The sequence below is a fragment of the Fulvimonas sp. R45 genome (assembly GCF_030504985.1).
Lineage (GTDB): Bacteria > Pseudomonadota > Gammaproteobacteria > Xanthomonadales > Rhodanobacteraceae > Rhodanobacter_A.
Genome location: NZ_JASERU010000006.1, coordinates 127,163 through 147,144, shown reverse-complemented (window position 1 = coordinate 147,144; position 19,982 = coordinate 127,163). Strand labels below are relative to the sequence as shown.

Annotated in this window: 11 protein-coding genes; 3 read left to right on the top strand and 8 right to left on the bottom strand. The window is 72.1% G+C overall.

From position 1 onward, the window contains the following. Positions 1-33: 33 nt before the first annotated feature. The 4 genes from pgm to QMK61_RS07860 form a co-directional block, all read right to left on the bottom strand. Positions 34-1,683, bottom strand: a complete 1,650-nt coding sequence (pgm, locus tag QMK61_RS07875) for a phosphoglucomutase (alpha-D-glucose-1,6-bisphosphate-dependent) (RefSeq protein ID WP_302071630.1) — start codon at positions 1,681-1,683, stop codon at positions 34-36. Positions 1,684-1,740: 57 nt separating this feature from the next. Continuing rightward, positions 1,741-2,826, bottom strand: a complete 1,086-nt coding sequence (gene tal / locus QMK61_RS07870; RefSeq protein ID WP_302071629.1) for a transaldolase — start codon at positions 2,824-2,826, stop codon at positions 1,741-1,743. After that, entirely contained in the window at positions 2,823-3,584 is a 762-nt protein-coding gene (locus QMK61_RS07865; RefSeq protein ID WP_302071628.1) for an HAD family hydrolase, read from the bottom strand. Before QMK61_RS07865 ends, tal begins: the two co-directional genes overlap by 4 nt. Positions 3,585-3,687: 103 nt before the next feature. Continuing rightward, entirely contained in the window at positions 3,688-12,300 is an 8,613-nt protein-coding gene (locus tag QMK61_RS07860) for a glycoside hydrolase family 94 protein (protein WP_302071627.1), read from the bottom strand. 202 nt (positions 12,301-12,502) lie between these two features. Here QMK61_RS07860 and QMK61_RS07855 point away from each other — a divergent pair, with 202 nt between their 5' ends. The 3 genes from QMK61_RS07855 to QMK61_RS07845 all read left to right on the top strand — a co-directional run bounded on the left by QMK61_RS07855 (position 12,503) and on the right by QMK61_RS07845 (position 16,416). Further along, a complete protein-coding gene (locus tag QMK61_RS07855) occupies positions 12,503-13,099 on the top strand; it encodes a YigZ family protein (RefSeq protein ID WP_302071712.1) in 597 nt (198 codons plus the stop codon). Positions 13,100-13,483: 384 nt separating this feature from the next. Continuing rightward, the gene (locus QMK61_RS07850; protein ID WP_302071711.1) at positions 13,484-14,596 is read left to right on the top strand and encodes an acyltransferase; all 1,113 of its coding nucleotides are present in this window, start codon (positions 13,484-13,486) and stop codon (positions 14,594-14,596) included. A gap of 50 nt (positions 14,597-14,646) precedes the next feature. Continuing rightward, a complete protein-coding gene (locus QMK61_RS07845; protein WP_302071626.1) occupies positions 14,647-16,416 on the top strand; it encodes an ABC transporter transmembrane domain-containing protein in 1,770 nt (589 codons plus the stop codon). 64 nt (positions 16,417-16,480) lie between these two features. On the opposite strand, the gene fabV is transcribed toward QMK61_RS07845, so the two are convergent. From fabV to QMK61_RS07825, 4 genes are all read right to left on the bottom strand, one after another. After that, the gene (gene fabV, locus QMK61_RS07840) at positions 16,481-17,692 is read right to left on the bottom strand and encodes an enoyl-ACP reductase FabV (RefSeq protein WP_302071625.1); all 1,212 of its coding nucleotides are present in this window, start codon (positions 17,690-17,692) and stop codon (positions 16,481-16,483) included. Between the two features lie 123 nt (positions 17,693-17,815). Beyond that, positions 17,816-18,547, bottom strand: a complete 732-nt coding sequence (locus QMK61_RS07835; RefSeq protein ID WP_302071624.1) for a copper homeostasis protein CutC — start codon at positions 18,545-18,547, stop codon at positions 17,816-17,818. Further along, entirely contained in the window at positions 18,544-19,584 is a 1,041-nt protein-coding gene (locus QMK61_RS07830) for a N(4)-(beta-N-acetylglucosaminyl)-L-asparaginase (protein WP_302071622.1), read from the bottom strand. Before QMK61_RS07830 ends, QMK61_RS07835 begins: the two co-directional genes overlap by 4 nt. 136 nt (positions 19,585-19,720) lie before the next feature. Beyond that, entirely contained in the window at positions 19,721-19,927 is a 207-nt protein-coding gene (locus tag QMK61_RS07825; RefSeq protein WP_072320702.1) for a cold-shock protein, read from the bottom strand. Positions 19,928-19,982: the final 55 nt, after the last annotated feature.

Here is a 19,982-nt window from a genome sequence, read left to right as displayed (position 1 = left end):
GCTTGCGGGAGAGGGATTCTGCGCGGTGTGTCGCTATTCCTTCAACGCCTCGTCCACGATCTGCTGTGCCTCCTGCAGGATCGCCGCGAGGTGCGCCTGGTCGCGGAAGCTCTCGGCGTAGATCTTGTAGATGTCCTCGGTGCCGGAGGGACGCGCGGCGAACCAGCCGCTGGCGGCGACCACCTTGATGCCGCCGATCGGCGCGTCGTTGCCGGGCGCGCGGTCCAGCACCTGCTCGATCTTCTCGCCGGCCAGCGCATCGATCTTCACCTGCGGCGGCGACAGCTTCGACAGGCGCTTCTTCTGCGCGGCGTCGGCCTTGGCCTCGACGCGGTCGGCGAACGGCTCGCCCAGTTCCTGCGTCAGCGCCGCGTACAGCTCGCCGGGGTCGCGGCCGCTGCGCGCGGTGATCTCGGCGGACAGCAGCGCGGGCACGATGCCGTCCTTGTCGGTGGTCCACACCGTGCCGTCGCGGCGCAGGAACGAGGCGCCGGCGCTCTCCTCGCCGCCGAAGCCCAGCGAACCGTCGAACAGGCCGCCGGCGAACCACTTGAAGCCCACCGGCACCTCGTGCAGGCGGCGGCCCAGCCGCTTCGCCACGCGGTCGATCAGCGCGGTGCTGACCAGGGTCTTGCCGACGCCGGCATCGGCCTTCCAGCCGGGGCGGTGGCGGAACAGGTAGTCCACCAGCACCGACAGGTAGTGGTTGGGCGGCATCAGGCCGCTGCTGCGCGCCACGATGCCGTGGCGGTCGTGGTCGGTGTCGCAGGCGAAGGCCACGTCGTAGCGGTCCTTCAACCCGATCAGCCGCTGCATCGCGTACGACGAGGACGGGTCCATGCGGATGCGGCCGTCCCAGTCCACCGTCATGAAGCCGAACCTCGGGTCCACCTCGTCGCTGACCACGGTGAGGTCGATGCCGTGGCGATCGGCGATCGGCGCCCAGTAATGCACGCCGGCGCCGCCCAGCGGGTCCACGCCCATGCGCACGCCGGCGGCGCGGATGGCGTCGAAGTCGACCACGCTGGCGAGGTCGGCCACGTAGGCGTCGAGGTAGTCGTGCTCGCGCGTGGTGGCGGCGCGGCGCGCCTGCGCGAACGGCATGCGCCGCACGTCCTTCAGGCCGCCCTCCAGCAATTCGTTGGCGCGGCGCTGGATCCAGCCGGTGACGTCGGTGTCGGCGGGACCGCCATTGGGCGGGTTGTACTTGAAGCCGCCGTCGGCCGGCGGGTTGTGCGAGGGGGTGACCACGATGCCGTCGGCCAGGCCGCGCTCGCGCCCGCGGTTGTGCACCAGGATGGCGTGCGACACCGCCGGCGTGGGCGTGAACTCGCCGCCCGCGGAAACGCACACCTCGACGCCGTGCGCGGCCAGCACTTCCAGCGCGCTCTCGAAGGCCGGGCGCGACAGCGCATGGGTGTCGCAGCCGATGAACAGCGGGCCGTCGATGCCCTGCCCCTGGCGGTATTCGCAGATCGCCTGGCTGATCGCCAGCACGTGCCACTCGTTGAAGCTGCGCTCGAACGAACTGCCCCGATGGCCGGAGGTACCGAAGGCCACGCGCTGTTCCGGCACCGCCGGGTCCGGGCGCAGGTCGGCGTAGGCGGCGACCAGCTTCGGCACGTCCACGAGCAGCGAGGCGGGTGCGGGCTTGCCGGCCAGCGGGCTGAGGCGTGCGCTCATGCGCGCGGAATCCGGTGGAAAGGCATCGATGCGGTCGGGGTCATGGTCGGTCCGTGGTCAGCCGGCGCGCGCCAGTTCGGCGCTGCGCTCGGCAATGCGTTGCAGGAGGTCCTGCCAGGATGTCACGAAGGCCTGCGCGCCGTCGCGCTGCAGCTGCCCGGCGAGCACGTCGAGGTCGACGCCGGCCTGGACGAATGCCGCCAGGCTGGCGTCGGCGTCGCCGCCGTCGGCGGCCATCGTGCCGCGCAGCCTGCCGTGATCGGCGAACGCGCGCAAGGTGTTCTCGGGCATCGTGTCGACCGTGTCGGGCGCGGCCAGCGCCTCGACGTACAGGGTGTCCGATGCCTCCGGGTCCTTGGTGCCGGTGCTGGCCCACAGCAGCCGCTGCGGCCGCGCGCCGGCCTCGGCCAGCCGGCGCCAGCGCGGCGATTCCAGCAGCGCGCGGTAGCTGCGGTAGACCTGCCGCGCCACCGCGATGCCCAGCCGGTTGCGCAGCCCGGTGGGCACCTTGCTCTTCACCTCCACGTCCCAGCGGCTGACGAACAGCGAGGCGACCGAGGCCACGCCGGGGTCCAGCCCGGCCTCCAGGCGCCGCTCCACGCCGCGCGCCCAGGCGTCGGCCGCGGCCAGGTACTGCTCGTTGGAGAACAGCAGCGTGACGTTGATTGGCACGCCGGCGAAGACCGCCTCCTCGATCGCCGGCACGCCGGCCGCGGTGCCGGGGATCTTCACGAACAGGTTCGGCCGCCCGGCCTGCGCGTGGATCTGCTTCGCCGCCTCGATGCTGCCCTCGGTGTCGTCGGCCAGCAGCGGCGAGACCTCCATCGAGACCCAGCCGTCGACGCCGCCGGTGGCCCGGTGCACCGGCGCGAACAGGTCGGCGGCGCGGCGCAGGTCCTCCAGCGCCAGCTCCATGAACAGCGCTTCGCCGGACTTGCCGGCCAGCGTCTTGGCGTGGATGCCGGCGTCGTAGGCGTGGCCGCCGCCGATGGCCTTCTCGAAGATGGTCGGGTTGGAGGTGAGTCCGGTCACCGCGAATTCGTCGATATAGCGGGCCAGGCCGCCCTCGTCCAGCAGCTCGCGGGTGATGTTGTCCAGCCACAGGCTCTGGCCGAGGTCGTGCAGTTGGCGGGTCGCGTTCATGGGGCCTCCGGGACGGCGGTGAAGGGTGGCGGCGCGGCCTCGGGGAGCACGGCGGGGAGGTCGGCCAGGGACAGCGTGCGCAGCTCGCCGATGGCGGCGACCGCGAGGTCCGGCGGCGGCTCGATCGCCATGCCGCGGGCGGCTTCGGCGTAGTGGCCCTGGCGCACGAACACGGTGACCAGCCGGTCGCCCAGCGCGCGCTTCATCGCGGCGAGCAGCTGCGGCTTGTCGTCCACCATCACGTGGCGCCGCGCCGGGAAGCGCCGCAGCACGGCGTCCAGCGCGTGCTCCTTGTGCACGGTCACCAGCACCTGCCCGCCGACCGCGTCCCACAGGCCGGCGCGGCGGATCTTGCGCGGCTGGAACACGATGTCGCCGTCGGACAGGATCGCCGCCGGGCCCAGCGTGCGCAGGTGCGCCACCGCCTCCAGCGCGCCGGGATAGAGCCGCTCGGCGAACGGGTAGTCGAGCAGGAAGTCGGACATGCCCAGCAGCCGTTCCTCGTGCTCGCAGCCGATCCGGAACGCCTGCAGCGCGCCGAGGTAGTCGGCGTAGCCCAGCGCCTCGCGGCGCGCCTCGTAGATCGACTGGTAGCGTTCGCGCTCGGCGGTGCCGAAGTCGCGTTCCAGGCGCGCGGCGAGGTCGATGGCGAAGCGGTCGTTGTCGAGCAGGGTGTCGTCGACATCGAACAGGAAGGCGAGTTCGGCCAGTCCTGCCGGCGTGCCGGTGATGGGGGAAGCGCGCGTGGTGTCGGTCATGTCGGTCAGCAGCGGGGCCGCCGGACGGCGACGGGCCTGCAAGCATGGCGGCATGCGCGTAAAGGCCGGGTATGCGCCGGCCACGGCCGGATCGACGCCGCGTTTACCGGCGGAACACCTCGGCGTGGTGGTCGCGGCCGTCGTCGACCAGCACGACGGCGTCGTCGTCCAGCACGCGGCCGTCGAGCACGCAGCGTTCGGCCTCGCCGTCGCGCGCGCGGCGCACGGTGACGTGGTAGTCGGTCTCGCGATGGCGGTAGTCCAGCGCGAATGCGTCCCAGCCCGGCGGCAGCAGCGGCGCCAGGCGCAGGCGCTCGCCTTCCACGCGCAGGCCCAGCAGCGATTCCACGATCAGCCGGTACAGCCAGCCCGCCGAGCCGGTGTACCAGGTCCAGCCGCCCCGCCCCACGTGTGGCGGCGCGCCGTAGACGTCGGCGGCGACCACGTAGGGTTCCACCTTGTAGGTGGTGATGGCCTCGTCCCGGCCATGGTTCACCGGGTTGATCAGGCCGAGCAGTTCCCAGGCGCGCGCACCGTCGCCCAGCTCGGCGAAGGCCATGGCCGCCCACACCGCCGCGTGCGTGTACTGGCCGCCGTTCTCGCGCACGCCGGGCACGTAGCCCTTGATGTAGCCGGGATCGAGCGCGGAGGTGTCGAACGGCGGGTTCAACAATTGCACCAGGCCGGCCTCGCGGCGCACCAGGTGCGTGTCCAGCGCGTCCATCGCCTGGCGCCGGCGCGCGGGATCGCCCGCTCCGGACAACACCGACCAGCTCTGCGCGATGGAATCGATGCGGCATTCGTCGTTGCCGGCCGAGCCCAGCGGCGTGCCGTCGTCGAACCAGGCGCGGCGGTACCAGCCGCCGTCCCAGGCATGCTCGTCGAGGTTCCGGCGCAATGCGGCGGCCTCGTCGTCGCACTGCTGCGCGAAGGCTTCGTCGCCGCGCAGGCGCGCCAGCGGCGCGAAGCGCTGCAGCACGTGGTACAGGAAGAAGCCCAGCCACACGCTTTCGCCGCGGCCACCCTCGCCCACCTTGTTCATGCCGTCGTTCCAGTCGCCGCTGCCCATCAGCGGCAGGCCGTGCGGCCCGCGCGCGCCGGCGTGGCCGATCGCGCGCCTGCAATGGTCGTACAGCGTCTCCTGCAGTTCCGAATGCGTGGGCAGGTCGTAGTAGGACTCCTCGCCCGGCCCCAGCGGCCGGCCCTCGATGTAGCCGGCGCGCTCGTCCAGCACGCCGGTGTCGCCGGTGACCTCGACGTAGCGGCTGGTCGCCAGCGGCAGCCACAGGAAGTCGTCGGAGCAGCGCGTGCGCACGCCGCGGTCCAGCGGCGGATGCCACCAGTGCTGCACGTCGCCCTCGGGGAACTGGTGCGCGGCGCACAGCAGCAGGTGCTGGCGCACGGCATAGGGCGAGGCGTGGACCATCGCCATCGCGTCCTGCAGCTGGTCGCGGAAGCCGATGGCGCCGCCGGACTGGTAGTAGCCGCTGCGCGCCAGGAAGCGGCAGGCGATGGTCTGGTACATCAGCCAGCCGTTGGCCAGCACGTCCACCGCCGGGTCCGGCGTGCGCACCTGCACCTTGCCCAGCGTCCAGCGCCAGTGCATGCGCACCGCCTCCAGCGCGGCGGCGGCGGTGCCGCGGCGGCGGAAGCGCTGCACCAGCTCGCTGGCCGCCTTGGCGTCGGCGGCGGCACCGAGGCGGAAGATCACCTCGTACTCGTCGCCGTCGTCCAGCTCGAACGCGACCTGCGCAGCGCCGCAGGGATCCATGCCGGCGCCGACCTGGCCGGACAGCTTCGCGTTCGCCATCGCCGCCGGCCGGCGCAGGCTGCCGTTGCGGCCGAGGAACTCCACCCGGTCGCCGCTGATGCTGCGCCCGGGATGGTCCACGTCGAGGAAGGCGACCCGGCCGGCGAATTCCATGTTCCAGGCGTTGCGCGCCATCAGCGCGCCGGTGGCGGGGTCGGAACGGGTGACCACGTGCATCGCGGTCTTGTCGCGCAGGTCGCCCAGCACCCATTCCACGTAGCCGGTGGCGCTGAGCCGGCGCGTGCGGCCGCTGGCGTTGCGCACGCGCAGCACCGAGAACTTCACCGGCGCGTCCAGCGCCACGTACACCCACAGCTCGCTGCGGATGCCGTCCTGCTCGTGCTCGAACACGCTGTAGCCGAAGCCGTGGCGGGTGCGGTAGGCGCCGTGTCCGCGACACGGCAGCGGCGCGGGCGACCAGTACTCGCCGCTGTGCTCGTCGCGCAGGTAGATCGCCTCGCCGCCGTCGTCGGTGACCGGGTCGTTGCGCCACGGGGTGAGCCGGAACTCGTGTGCGTTCTCGCTCCAGGTGTAGGCGCCACCGCTCTCGGAAATGACGGTGCCGAACTGCGCGTTGGCCAGCACGTTGGACCACGGCGCCGGCGTGGCCTGGCCCGGCGCCAGCGCCACCACGTACTCGCTGCCGTCCGGGGCGAAGCCGCCGCAGGGGTTGCCCAGCGCCAGCCCGCTTGCGCTCGGCGCTTCCGGCGGGGGCGGCGGCGCGGGCCGCGCCTCGCTGGCGCGGAATGGCGCGGGCTGCGACTGCACCCGGCGGCGCCCGATCTGCTCGGCCAGGCCGCCGCGGCTGTCGCTCAGCACCAGCCGGGCGGCGGCCTGCATCAGCAGGCGTTCCTCGCTGGAGAGCTGTTGCGCGTTGCGCACGAAGATGCCGCCGGGACGGTCGATCAGGTTCGCCTCCACGCCCGAGGCGATCAGGCCCATGATCTGGTCGTGCAACTGCTGGCGGTAGCCGGCGTGGTCCTCGTTCCAGATCACCAGGTCCACCGCGAGGCCTTTCAGGCGCCAGTACGCGTGGGCCTGCACCAGCTGCCGCACCAGATCGATGTGCGCCGGATCGGCGACGTGCAGCAGCACGATCGGCAGGTCGCCGGACACCGCCTGCCCCCACAGCCCGGACTGCCCGCGCCGGTTCGCGCGCAGGATGCCGGGATCGGCGCGCAGCGAGGGGTTGGCGTAGACGATGGAGGTGGCCATGTGCTCGTACAGCTGGGCGTCGGCCAGGCTGGCGTTGAGCTGGCGCAGCAGCACCTGGCTGTGCGTCCAGGCCAGGTCGAACACGCGATCGGCCAGGTGACGGTCGCGGTATTTCTCGATCAGGCGCAGGCAGGCGTCGCGGCTGTCGCCCATGCCGGTGACCAGGTCCACCCGCGCCGACTGCTCCGGCCCCAGCGTGATGCGGCAGCGGATCGCCACGACGGGGTCGAGCACCGGCCCCTCGCTGTCGGACAACCTGCGGTGCGCCTCGCCCGCCGCCAGCGCCAGCGGCGCGGCCAGGCTGCGACCGCGGCCGATGAAGCGCGCGCGGTCGGTCTCGTAGGAAATCTCGTCGATGTCGGCGCCGTGCACCGCCAGCAGGTGGCACATCCACGGCACGTGCTCGTCGGCCGAGCGCGGCCGGCGCGTGCACACGATGGCTTGCAGCGCGCGCACCAGCTCGGTCTGCACGAACAGCTTGCTGAAGGCCGGATGCAGCGCGTCGGCCAGCGGCGGCGCCAGCACCACCTCGGCGTAGCTGGTGATCTCGATGGTGCGCCGGGTGCGGGCGCGGTTGGTGATGCGCATGCGGCGCAGCTCGATGTCGTCCTCGGGCGAGACCACGATCTCGGTATGCGCGTCGAAGTCCCGTTCGCGCACGCGGAACTCGGCGCGCGCGTCGGAGAAGATCGCCTCGTGGAAGTCGGTGCGCCGCCGCACGGGCTGGTGCGCGGCGGACCAGAACGCGCCGCTTTCCACGTCGCGCAGGTAACAGAACTGGCCCAGGTCGTCGCGGCTGATGTCCTCGTGCCAGCGCGTCACGGCCAGCTCGCGGCAGCGGCTGTAGCCGCCGCCGGCGCTGCTCACCATCACGTGGTAGCGCCCGTTGGAGAGCAGCTGTACGGCCGGGCGCGGCCGGTCGGGGTCGGCGAACACGCGCAGCCGCGTTTCCGCGCCGCGCGCCAGCGCCTCGGGCGTGGGCGCCGGCGTGGCGTGGCGGTACTCGGCGGCGCTGCGCGGCACGCGCTCCTGCAGCAGCAGCAGGGTGGCCTGCAGCGCGGGATCGGCCGCGAAGCGGCGCTGCATCGGCTGGCCGCGCAGCAGGTGGTCCAGCGCCAGCAGGCTCATGCCCTGGTGGTGCGCCATGTAGGAACGGATCACCGCGGCGCGCTGGCCGTGCGGCAACCGTGCCGGGGTGTAGTCCACCGCCTCGTGCAGGCCGTAGCGGCCTTCCAGGCCTTCCTGCGCCAGCCGCTGCAGGTTGGCGCAGGCGGCCTCCGGCGCCACCATCAGCGCCAGCGCCGTGGCGTAGGGCGCCACCACCAGCTCCTCGCCCAGCCCGCGCTTCAGGCCCAGCCCGGGCACGCCGAAGGCGCGGTACTGGTAATTGAAATGGATGTCCATCGTGTTGTAGCCGGACTCGGACACGCCCCACGGCAGGCCGAGCTGGCGGCCGTACTCGATCTGCCGCGCCACCGCGGCGCGGCAGGTCTGGTCGAGCAGCGTGCCTTCGTAGCCGGGCATCACCAGCATCGGCATCAGGTACTCGAACATCGAGCCGGTCCACGACAGCAGCACCGGCTCGCCACCGGTGGTGGTGAGCAGCCGGCCAAGCGCGAACCAGCTTTCCTGCGGCAACTGCCCCTGCGCGATGGCCACGAAGCTGGTGAGCCGCGCCTCGGAGGCGAGCAGGTCGTAGAAGCCCGCGTCCAGCCGGCGCTCGTCCACGTTGTAGCCGATCGACAGCAGGTCGCGCCGCGCATCGTGCAGGAAGCCGTAGTCCATCGCCGCCAGTTCGCCGGACTGGCCGGCCAGCCGCTCGACCATCGCCAGCAGGCCGGCGGCGCGGCGGCGCGCTTCCACCCGCAGGATCGACGCGCCGGCCTCGTCGATCTGCGCCAGCCGGCGCAGCGATGGCATCGCCAGGCCGCCCTCGCCCGCCGGCCAGCCGGCGAAGGGACGCAGGTAGTCGCGCGCGTCGAGGCATTGGGTGCGCAGCGCCTGCAGCCAGAAGTCGGCCTCGCCGTCCGGGTCCGCATCCAGCGCGGCGGCGGCCACGTCGGCGCGGTCGGCCAGGTTTTCCATGCAGGCAGCGGCGGCTTCGACGGTGGCGGGCGGCTCGGCCAACGCGGCTTCCAGCGCGTGGCGCAGCCCGGCCAGCGCCGTGTCGCGGCGCCCTTCGCCGGCGAGGGCGCGGTCGAGCAGGTCCAGCGTGTCGGCCAGGCCTTCCAGCTGGCGCGGCTCGAACAGCGGCGCGTCGGCCAGTTCCAGCAGGCCGGTGCGCAGGGTCAGCAGGTGGCCGGCGAGATTGCCGCTGTCCACGGTGGACACGTAGTGCGGCGGCAAGGGCTGCAGCGACAGCGTGTCGTACCAGTTGTAGAAGTGCCTGCGGTGGTGCGGCAGCTCCTGCATGGTGCGCAGGGTGGCGTCGGTGCGCTGCAGCAGCCGGCCGGCGCTGAGGTAGCCCAGGTCCCACGCCGCCAGGTTGGCCAGCAGCGCCAGGCCCATGTTGGTGGGCGAGGTGCGGTGGGCGACCACCAGCTCCGGCTGTTCCTGGCGGTTGTCCGGCGGCAGCCAGTTTTCCTGCGGGCCGACGTGGCTCTCGAAGAATGCCCAGGTCCGGCGCGCCAGCCGGCGCAGGAAGCGCAGGTCGGCGGGCGTGGCGTCGAAGCGCGGTGGCGACGGCGGCCGGCTGATCCGCCAGGCCACGGCCGGGGCCAGCAACCACGCCAGCAGGAACGGCCCAGCCACCGCCAGCGCCCCGGGACACGCCACGGCCAGCGCCCCGCTTCCCAATACGCCCAGCAACGGTGCGATCCACATCGCGCGCCAGGGCGCGGCGGGGTCGTCGCGCCCCGCGCGGGCTACCTGGCGCGACGGGTGCCATTGCAGCAGGTGGCGGCGGCTGGCCAGCAGCCGCCACAGCGTGCGCAGCACCGCGTCGAGGCTGTACAGCGCCTCGTGCGGCAGCCACACCAGGCCGAGCGCGGCGCGCGCCACGTGCTGGCCCACCCCGCGCATGGCCGCGCGCAGGTGCTGGTCGAGCACCGCCTCGCGCGGCTTCTGGAACAGTTCCAGCAACGCGGCCAGCAGCAGCGGCACCAGCACCACGGGCAGCACGGCGAGCGTCCAGGTGGGCTGCGCCGCATGCGACAGCCAGCCGAACAGCAGCAGCACCAGCAGCGAGGGCGCCACCAGGCTGCGCCGCAGGTTGTCCAGGATCTTCCAGCGCGACAGCGCGGTAAGCGGGTTGCGCCGCCAGCCGCCGCCGCGCGCCGGCGCCCACGGCAGCAGCCACGGCAGCAGCTGCCAGTCGCCGCGGATCCAGCGGTGCCGGCGCTTGGCGTCGTCGAGGTAGCGCGCGGGGTATTCCTCGTAGAGCTGCACGTCGCTGATCAGCCCGCTGCGCGCGTAGCAGCCTTCCACCAGGTCGTGGCTGAGGATGTGGTTGTCGGGGAAGCGGCCGTCGATGGCCCGCTCGAAGGCGTCCAGGTCGTAGATGCCCTTGCCGATGAAGGAACCCTCGTCGAACAGGTCCTGGTACACGTCGGACACCGCGCGCGTGTACGGGTCGATGCCGGCGTCGCTGCCGAACAGCCGCGCGTACGCCGAGCGCGCCGCGCTGGACAGGCTGATGCCCACGCGCGGCTGCAGGATGGCGTGGCCGGCGACCACGCGACCGTGCGCGGGGTCGAACACCGGCCGGTTGAGCGGGTGCGCCATCGCGCCCACGAAGCGGCGGGCCGTCTCGCGCGGCAACTGCGTGTCGGCGTCCAGCGCGATCACGTAGCGCACGTCCTGCAGCGCGTCGGCGCGGCCCACCACCCGCGCGAAGGCGTCGCGCGCGCCGCCGCGCAGCCAGGCGTTCAGGTCGGCCAGCTTGCCGCGCTTGCGCTCGCGCCCCATCCAGGCGCGCTCGGACGGGTTCCACTGGCGCGGACGGTGGAACAGGAAGAAGCGGTCGGCCCCGTCGCCGGCGTAGGCGGCGTTCAGCGCCTCGATGCGTTCCTGCATCAGGTCGAGCAGCACCGTGTCCTGCGGCTGGGCTTCGGCGTCGGCGTCGGCGAAGTCGGTGAGCAGGGCGAAGTGCAGGTGCCGATCGCGGTTGGCCAGGTAGCGCACCAGCAGGCTTTCCGCCAGCTCGTCCACGTCGTCCGCGCCGGTCAGCATGGCCGGCACCGCCACCAGGGTGCGCATGTCGGACGGCAGGCCGTCGTCGTAGTCCATCCGCGGCAGGATGCGCGGCGTGGCGGCCACGGTGACCAGCCAGTTGACCAGGCTGATCGCCAGCTGGCTGCTCACCAGCACCACCGGCACCGCCAGCAGCCACCAGGGCCAGCGCTGGCCGGCGTCCAGCGGCAGGTTGCGCACCAGCGGCCAGGCCAGCAATGCGGTGAGCAGCGCGATCAGGCCCAGGTACAGCACCAGCGGCCGACGGCCGCGCAGGGCCAGTCGCCGCCACCATCGCGCCGGCGAAGGGCGCGCGTCGATGCGCGTCTCCAGCGCATCCAGGCCATCGTCCACCAGGTAGAAGCCGACGTGGCCGCCCGCCTCGGCCCGCGCGCCGTCGCCGCCTTCGCGCGCCAGCGCCACCACGGCCTCGGCCACCGCCCGTTCGGACAGCGCGCAGTGCCGTGCCAGCCGTTCCACCGCGTGGCGGTACTGGTCGCGGGTGGCAAAGTCCATGCGCGCGTAGACGCCGGCGGGATCCTGGCGCAGCGCGCGTTCCACCAGGCTGGTGCTTTCCACGAAGCCGCGCCAGTCCATCGCCGAGAGCGTGCGCAGGCTGCCGATGCTGTTGCCGATGGAGACCTGGTCGGCCGCCTGCTGCTGCGCCTCCATCCGCACCAGGTGTTCGATGCCCTGCCCCGATTCGGCCAGGCGCTGTTCCACCCAGGTCAGCGGCAGTACCAGCGCGGGACTCTGGCCTTGCAACCGGCGCGCCAGCTCGGCCACGAACGGGCCGACCATCGGTGGGTTCGAACGGGCCATGTCGGCCACCGCCAGCACCACGCTCTTGGGGTCGCGCTCGGCGACCTCGCTCATGCGGTTGGCCCAGTGCGCGGCGAGGCGGCGGTCGCCCCAGTCGGCCATCACGCGCGCGGCCACGCGGCGCAGGTTCTCGATCAACGCCAGCCGCAGCATGATCGGGATGGCCCACAGCTCGCCCAGGGTGAGCGGCGCCACCGTCTGGTACGAGGCGACGAAGCGGCGCAGGCTTTCCCCGTCCACGTGGCCGTCGCCGTGGGCGATGGTCTCCTGCGCGATCTCGTACACGCGCGGCAGGCCCGCGCACGGGCCGTTCAGCAGCACCGGCAGCTCGCGGCTGTAGCCCCTGGGCAGGTGGCGTTGCGCGGTGCGGATCTGTTCCTCGATCAGGTAGTAGTTGTCCAGCAGCCATTCCGCCGCGGGGGTGATGCGACGGCCGTCGCGCATCGCCTGCGTGAGCAGGTCGCTGGCCTCCGCCAGCAGCGCGCGGTTGCTGGCCAGGCGTTCCAGCAGGGCGTTCGTGCGCGCGTGGGCGCAGGCCTTGTGCCGGCTGGCCAGCTCGGCGCCGTACTGGTCCATCTGGTCGGCGCTGAACAGTTCCGCGCGCAATGCCGACTCGGGTTCGGCGAGCCGGCGCCGGCGACGGCGCAGCCGGGCGCGCAGGCGGTGCAGGCCAGGAATGGACAGCGGGGCGTTCTTCAAAAGCGGGCGTTCCTTCGGAAGGTGCGCGACGGTGCGCTCCGCCGGCATGGGCGGCCCCGGATTCGGCCCTGTCTCCCTTACATAGCGGGCCGCGCGAAAGCAGCGTGTGAAGGCGTCCGTGACCCTGCTTTCACGCCTTGCGTGGCAGGCGTGCACGCCCGCGCGCGGCTACACTGGGCACTTCGCCGCCCATCTCCACCGCATGAGCGACACCCTGCACACCCTGGCGGGCCCCTGCCGGCACCAGCTCGACATCCGCAAGAGCCGCTTCCTCGTCCAGGCCGCGCCGGTCGAGTCGCCGGAGCAGGCGCTGGCCTTCCTGCGCGACGTCACCGACCCCGGCGCCAACCACCATTGCTGGGCGTACCGCGTCGGCCAGGACTACCGCTTCAACGACGACGGCGAACCCGGCGGCACCGCCGGGCGGCCGATCCTGCAGGCGATCGAGGGCCAGGGCATCGACCGCGCGATGGTGGTGGTGACGCGCTGGTTCGGCGGTATCAAGCTCGGCGCCGGCGGGCTGGTGCGCGCCTACGGCGGCGCCGCGGCCGAATGCCTGCGCCTGGCCGGCCGCGTGCCGCTGGTCGCCATGGCGCGCCTCACCACCCGTTGCGGCTTCGCCGAGCTGCCACTGTTCCGCGCACGCTTGCAGGAACTGCAGGCGAGCATCGACCGCGAACGCTACGAGGCCGACGGCGTCGCGCTGGAATTCCGGCTGCCGCAGCGGAACGTGACGGAAGCCGGCCGCCTCGTCGCCGACCTCAGCCGCGGGCGCAGCACGGTGCGGACGCTGGACTGAGAGCCTGTTCAAAATCTCCCCGTGGCCAGCGCCGGGAGCTGTTTGCGCGCAGGCCAAGGAAGAGCGAGGGAGTGGACGTCCGTCCACGACTGAGCGATGACGCCGGCCTGTGGGCAAACAGACCCGGCCCGAAGGGTTGCCTTGCCCTGGCCGCCATGCGGCAGCGCGCGGCTTGACCTGCCCGCCAGGCAGGCGCTGCGCCACGCACTCCCACCTAGCGGCCAGGGCAAGGCAACGCGAGCTACGGGGAGATCTTGAACAGGCTCTGAGAGCCTGGGCAAGTACGGCACGCCCGCGCAGCGCCAGAAATCGCGCCCGTCCCTGCCGGCCCGGATGGGCACCATGAGCGTCGCCGTGCAACCAGCCGGCTTCTGGGGGACCTCCATGCCACGCCTGCCCGGGCTCGACCTGCTGCGCGCCATCGCCATCGTGTGGGTGATGCTGTTCCACTCGTGGATGATCGGCGGACTGGCGCAGCCGTTCCAGGCCGTGGCCGACTACGGCTGGATGGGCGTGGACCTGTTCTTCGTGCTCAGCGGCTACCTGATCGGCAGCCAGGTACTGGCGCCGCTGTGTCGCGGCGAGCCGCTGCGCCTGGGCGAGTTCTATCTGCGCCGCGCGTTCCGGATCCTGCCCGCCTTCCTGGTGGTGCTGGTGGTCTACGCCGGCTTTCCGTCGCTGCGCGAGGCGCCAGGCATGCAGCCGGTGTGGCAGTTCCTCACCTACACCATGAACCTGCTGATCGACTACCGGTACAACCCGGCGTTCTCGCATGCCTGGTCGCTGTGCGTGGAAGAACATTTCTATCTGGTCTTCCCGCTGCTGGCCTGGCTGCTGTCGCGGCGTCCGTCGCGGCTGGCGACCGTGTCGACCTGCGCGGGCGTGATGTTGGCCGGCATGCTGCTGCGCGGCCATGCCGCCCTGCGTGGCATGGATTTCCTCGAGAGCATCTACTACCCGACCTGGACCCGCCTCGACGGGCTGCTGGCGGGCGTGATGCTGGCCGTGCTGCAGACCTGGTGCCCGGCGCTGTGGGCGCGCCTTCAGGTGCGCGCCAACGCGCTCGCCCCGCTCGGCATGATCGTCGTGGCCGCGGCGATCTGGCTGTTCCGCGACCGCACCTCGCTGGCGGCCGACGTGCTGGGCTATCCGCTGCTCGCGCTGGGACTGGCGCTGGTGGTGGCGGCCGCGACCAGCCGGCAGGGATGGCTGGGACGCCGCGGCGTACCGGGCGCGGGCTGGATCGCGGCGGTTTCCTACAGCCTCTACCTCAGCCACAAGCTGGCCATGCACCAGGTGCAACAGGTACTGGCGGACCATCCGGCCATCCACGGATGGCTCGCCTTCGCCGCCTATGCGGCGACCATCCTGGCCACGGGCGCGACCCTGCATTACCTGGTGGAGCGGCCGTTCCTGCGCCTGCGTTCGCGCCTGCTGCGCCACCGGCCTGCCGAAAGGGGCCCTGCGCCGCTGCCGGCGGCGCAGGCATGTGATTGAATTCCCCGGCGACCTCCACCATGTAGGACGGATTCCACCGGGACGTTTCCATGAGCGCAGCCGATTCCGCCGAACGACCGACACGCCGCATCGGCGCACTGCGCCAGTTGTGGCCGTTCCTGAAGCCGCATCGCGCGCTGGCGATCGGCTGGCTGGTGTTCCTGGCGCTGTCCTCGGGCGCGACCCTGGTGCTGCCGATGGCGATACGACACATGATCGAAGCCGGTTTCGGCCATGCCAGCGCAGCGACGATCAACAGCACCTTCCTGGGCCTGTTCGGCGTGGCGCTGGTGCTGGCCTTCGCCACTGCGGCGCGCTACTTCTGCATCACCCTGCTCGGCGAGCGCGCGCTGGCTGATCTGCGCAGCCAGCTTTACGCGCACGTGATCCGGCTCGACGTGGCGTTCTTCGAGAAGAGCCGCGTGGGCGAACTGGTCTCGCGCCTGGGCAGCGATACCGAGGTGATCCAGGCGCTGATCGGCTCGGGCATCTCGGTGGCCCTGCGCAGCGCGGTGATGCTGCTGGGCGCCAGCGCGATGATGATCTGGACCAGCCCGCGCCTGGCCGGCCTCACCGCGCTGGTGATCCCCGCGGTGATGCTGCCGATCCTGGTGTTCGGCCGGCGCGTGCAGAAGCTCTCGCGCGCCAGCCAGGACCGCATCGCCGACGCCGCGGCGATCGCCAACGAGACGCTCAACGCCGCGCCCGCGGTGAAGGCCTACGCGCGCGAGGACATCGAGAGCACCCGCTACGCCGGCGCGATCACCCGCGCGCTGGCCAGCGCGCGCCAGCGCATCAGCATGCGCGCGGTGCTCACCGCCACGGTGATCGTGCTGTTCTTCGGCGCCATCACCCTGGTGCTGTGGGCCGGCGCGCGCGCCGTGCTGGCCGGCACGCTGGGCGTCGGCGTGCTGGGCCAGTTCGTGCTGTACGCGTTCTTCGCCGCCGGCTCGGTGGCCGGCCTCAGCGAAGTGTGGGGCGACGTGATGCGCGCGGCCGGCGCGATGGAGCGCATCGGCGAGCTGTTCGCCGAGCGCGCCGAGGTGACCAGCCCGGCGCAGCCGCAGCCGTTGCCGCGCCCGGTGCGCGGCGCGCTGCGCTTCGAGCACGTGGGCTTCCACTACCCCAGCCGCCCCGACGCCCCGGCGCTGCACGATTTCAGCCTGGACATCCGGCCCGGCGAGACGGTGGCCCTGGTCGGGCCCTCCGGCGCGGGCAAGAGCACGGTGCTGGCGCTGTTGCTGCGCTTCTACGACCCGCAGCATGGCCGCATCACGCTGGACGGCGCGGACCTGCGCGCGCTCGCCTTGCCCGAGCTGCGCAGCGCCATCGCGCTGGTGCCGCAGGAGACCGCGATCTTCGCCGGCAGCGCCGCCGACAACATCCGCTTCGGCCGCCAGGACGCCGGCGACGACGAGGTGGTCGAGGCCGCCCGCGCCGCCGAGGCGCACGAGTTCATCCACGCCCTGCCCGAGGGCTACGCCGCCGAGCTGGGCGAGCGCGGCGTGCGCCTGTCCGGCGGACAGCGCCAGCGCATCGCGATCGCCCGCGCGATCCTGCGCGACGCGCCGCTGCTGCTGCTCGACGAGGCGACCTCCGCGCTGGACGCGCAGTCCGAGGCCGCGATCCAGCAGGCCCTGGAACGGCTGGAAAAGGGCCGCACCACCCTGGTCATCGCCCACCGCCTCGCCACCGTGCTGCGCGCCGACCGCATCGTGGTGATGGACGGCGGCCGCATCGTGGCGCAGGGCACGCACGAGAGCCTGCTGGCGGAGGGCGGGTTGTACGCGGAGCTGGCGCGGCTGCAGTTCGCGGCCTGAGCGGCCCATGCGCCACGCGTGAAGCTCCCGCGCGCGCGACGCATTTCCGCCGGCGCAGGCCGGCCTACATCTCCACGCAATCGAAGCGCCGGTCCGGGTCCACCTCGGCGTCGTAGTCCACGTCCTTGCGGTCGAAGCCGAACAGCTTCAGGAACTCGTGCTTGTAGCCGTCGTAGTCGGTGACCTGGCGCAGGTTTTCGGTGGTGACGGTGGGCCACAGGGCCTTGCAGGCGTCCTGCACGTCATCGCGCAGCTCCCAGTCGTCCAGGCGCACACGGCCCTCGTCGTCGGTGGGCAGCGCGGCGCCGTCGGCACGGTAGAGACGGTCGTGGAACAGCCGGTTGATCTGCTCGATGCAGCCTTCATGGATGCCCTTGTCCTTCATCACCTTGAAGGCGATGGAGACGTACAGCGGGATCACCGGGATCGCGGCGCTGGCCTGGGTGACCACCGACTTCATCACGCCGACGCGGGCGTCCAGGCCTTCGGCGGCATGCCGCTCGCGCAGGGCCTTGGCGGTGTTGTCGAGGTGCTGCTTGGCCTGGCCCAGGGTGCCGTGCCAGTACATCGGCCAGGTGATCTCGGTGCCGATGTAGCTGTAGGCGACGGTCGTGGCGTTCTTCGCCAGCACGCCGGCCGCGCTCAGCGCGTCGATCCACAGCGCCCAGTCCTCGCCGCCCATCACGGTGACGGTGTCCTTGATCTCCTGCTCGGTGGCCGGCTCCACGCTGGCCTGGATCACCACGTCCTTGTTGGTGTCGACCGAGCTGGCGGTGAAGGTCTCGCCGATGGTCTTGAGCGCGGAGCGCACCACCTCGCCGGTGCCGGGCAGCTTGCGCACGGGCGAGGCGAGCGAATAGACCACCAGGTCGACCGGACCGCCCATCTCGTTGCGGATGATCTCGATGGCGCGCTCGCGGGTGGCGTCGGCGAAGGCGTCGCCGTTGATGGACTTGCTGTACAGACCGGCCTGCTTGGCCAGCGTGTCGAACGCGGCGGCGTTGTACCAGCCGGCGGTGCCGGTCTTGTCCTCGCTGCTGGGCTTCTCGAAGAACACACCCAGCGTGGCCGCGCCGTAGCCGAACGCCGCGGTGATGCGCGAGGCCAGGCCGTAGCCGGTGGAGGCGCCGATCACCAGTACCCGCTTCGGGCCCGTGCCGTCGGCGCGGGCGATGGCCGCCCGCGTGACGTCGATCTGCTCGGCCACGTTGCGCTCGCAGCCGACCGGGTGGGCCGTGACACAGATGAAGCCGCGCACTTTGGGTTTGATGATCACGGGGTCGCTCCAGGGGATTCGCAATGCGACATCTTAACCAAGGCGACGGGCCATGCGCTGCGGTAGGGATGGGATGCGCCCTGGCTTCCCCTCTGCTCTGGCGGCTGGGCGCAAAACGGGCGGCTACGGGGACGGGAGGGCGCGCACCAGAGCGCGGACCTGTTCCACGTCGCTGCGCAGTTCGCCGCCTTGCATGTCGGCGAGCCGCGACAGGCGGTAATGCATGCCCGAGGAGATCTGCCGCTTGGCGGAGGCATGGAACTCCCGCGCGCCGGTGGCCGCGGCCAGCGTGGCGAGGTTGTCGGCGGTCACGCCGGCGCCGGGCATGACCACGATGCGGCCGGCGGCCTGTTCCACCAGTTCGCGGATCAGCGCGGCGCCTTCCTGCGCGCCGGGCTGTCCGCCGGAGGTGAGCACGCGCTCGCAGCCCAGCGCGATGACGTCCTCCAGCGCCCGCCGCGGATCGCGGGCGAGGTCGAAGGCGCGGTGGAAGGTGACTCCCATGCGTCCCGCCGCGCCGACCAGCACGCGGCAGCGGGCGACATCCACCCCGCCGTCGGCATCGAGCACGCCGAGCACCACGCCGTCGCAGCCCAGCGCGGCGCAGGTTTCGATGTCGCGCCGCATGGCCTCGCACTCGAGGTCGTCGTAGAGGAAGTCGCCGGCGCGCGGGCGGACCAGCACGTACAGCGGGATGCGCAACCGCTCGCGCGCCATCGCGATGGTGGCGTGCGAGGGCGTGAGGCCACCCGCCTCCAGCGCAGCGCACAGTTCCACCCGCCCCGCCCCGCCTTCCTGCGCGGCCAGCGCGGAGGCCACCGAGTTGGCCGCCACCTCCAGCAGTCGCCCGCTCATGCGGCGTAGAGGCTCTTCGAGGGGACCAGCGCGCTCTGCTCCTTCGCGTCGCACACCGCGTAGGAGAAGCCGTGCTGGATCGCCCACGCGCCCACCTCGCCGTCCTTGTTCATGGCGAGGAAGGCCACCTGCAGGTCCTTCGCCGCCTCCCGCCGCTTGCGCACGATGCGCATCACCGCTTCGCGGCAGGCTTCCTGCGGCGAACGGCCCTGGCGCATCAGTTCCACCACCAGGAAGCTGCCGGCGTTGCGGATCACTTCCTCGCCCACGCCGGTGGAGGTGGCGCCGCCCACCTCGCCGTCCACGTACAGGCCGGCGCCGATGATCGGGCTGTCGCCCACGCGGCCGTGCAGCTTCCACGCCATGCCGCTGGTGGTGCAGGCGCCGGCCAGCCTGCCGCGTGCGTCCAGCGCCAGGATACCGATGGTGTCGTGGTTGTCCCTGCCGCCCGGCAGGCCGGCGGGATGCCCTGCGCCGTAGTCGCGCACCTCGCTGTTGATCACCGGCCGGTAGCGCGCGGTCTTCAGCCATTCGCGCCAGGCCTCGCCGGCTTCCGGGGTCAGCAGGTTTTCCTTCTCGAAGCCCTGCTCCAGCGCGAACTGCAGCGCGCCGTCGCCAGCCAGCATCACGTGCGGGGTGCGTTCCATCACCCGCCGTGCCACCGAGACGGCGTGGGTGACGTGCTCCAGCGCGGCCACCGCGCCGCAGTTGCCCTCGGCGTCCATGATGCTGGAGTCCAGGGTAACCCTGCCGTCGCGGTCGGGATAGCCGCCCTTGCCCACGCTGTGGTTCTTCAGGTCTGATTCCGGTACGCGCGCACCGGCTTCCACCGCGTCGAGCGCGCTGCCGCCCTTGCCCAGGATCGCCCATGCCGCGTGGTTGGCGGCGATGCCGAAGTCCCAGGTGGAGGCCACGCGCACGACCGGCGTCGCCGCCGCCCTGCCGCCCGCGGGCACGGTACCGGCCTTCGCGTCGGCCATCGCCAGGGTGGCGGCGCCCAGCATCGACGCCTTGAGGAATTGCCTGCGGTCGGTCATGCCTGTCTCCGTGGAGGCGGATGGGGCGAGCGCGGGGACGACGCCCGCGCCCGCCCCCGGAAGCAAAAAGCCCCGCGCCATGGGGCGCGGGGCCTGGATGTTGCATGTGGCCGACGCGAGCGGCGGCCTGCGAAGCTCAGGCGGCGATTTCGACGCCGGATGCCTGGGCGCCCTTCGGCCCCTGGGTGACTTCGAACTTCACGCGCTGGCCTTCCTGCAGGCTGCGGAAACCCTTGGAATTGATCGCAGAGAAGTGGACAAACACGTCCTCACCACCATCCTCGGGCGCGATGAAGCCGAAACCCTTCGCATCGTTGAACCATTTGACCGTACCGAAACGCATTGCGGGAACCTCTGACTCATGGACAGGATGTACCAAAGTCTTTGCGAGAACCTAC

Bases quoted from the DNA above. Each gene is read 5' to 3' on its own strand.
- QMK61_RS07825 (WP_072320702.1), bottom strand. From the start codon at position 19,927: ATGCGTTTCGGTACGGTCAAATGGTTCAACGATGCGAAGGGTTTCGGC.
- QMK61_RS07855 (WP_302071712.1), top strand. From the start codon at position 12,503: ATGAGCGACACCCTGCACACCCTGGCGGGCCCCTGCCGGCACCAGCTC.
- QMK61_RS07850 (WP_302071711.1), top strand. From the start codon at position 13,484: ATGCCACGCCTGCCCGGGCTCGACCTGCTGCGCGCCATCGCCATCGTG.
- QMK61_RS07830 (WP_302071622.1), bottom strand. From the start codon at position 19,584: ATGACCGACCGCAGGCAATTCCTCAAGGCGTCGATGCTGGGCGCCGCC.
- QMK61_RS07835 (WP_302071624.1), bottom strand. From the start codon at position 18,547: ATGAGCGGGCGACTGCTGGAGGTGGCGGCCAACTCGGTGGCCTCCGCG.
- QMK61_RS07865 (WP_302071628.1), bottom strand. From the start codon at position 3,584: ATGACCGACACCACGCGCGCTTCCCCCATCACCGGCACGCCGGCAGGA.
- pgm (WP_302071630.1), bottom strand. From the start codon at position 1,683: ATGAGCGCACGCCTCAGCCCGCTGGCCGGCAAGCCCGCACCCGCCTCG.
- QMK61_RS07845 (WP_302071626.1), top strand. From the start codon at position 14,647: ATGAGCGCAGCCGATTCCGCCGAACGACCGACACGCCGCATCGGCGCA.
- tal (WP_302071629.1), bottom strand. From the start codon at position 2,826: ATGAACGCGACCCGCCAACTGCACGACCTCGGCCAGAGCCTGTGGCTG.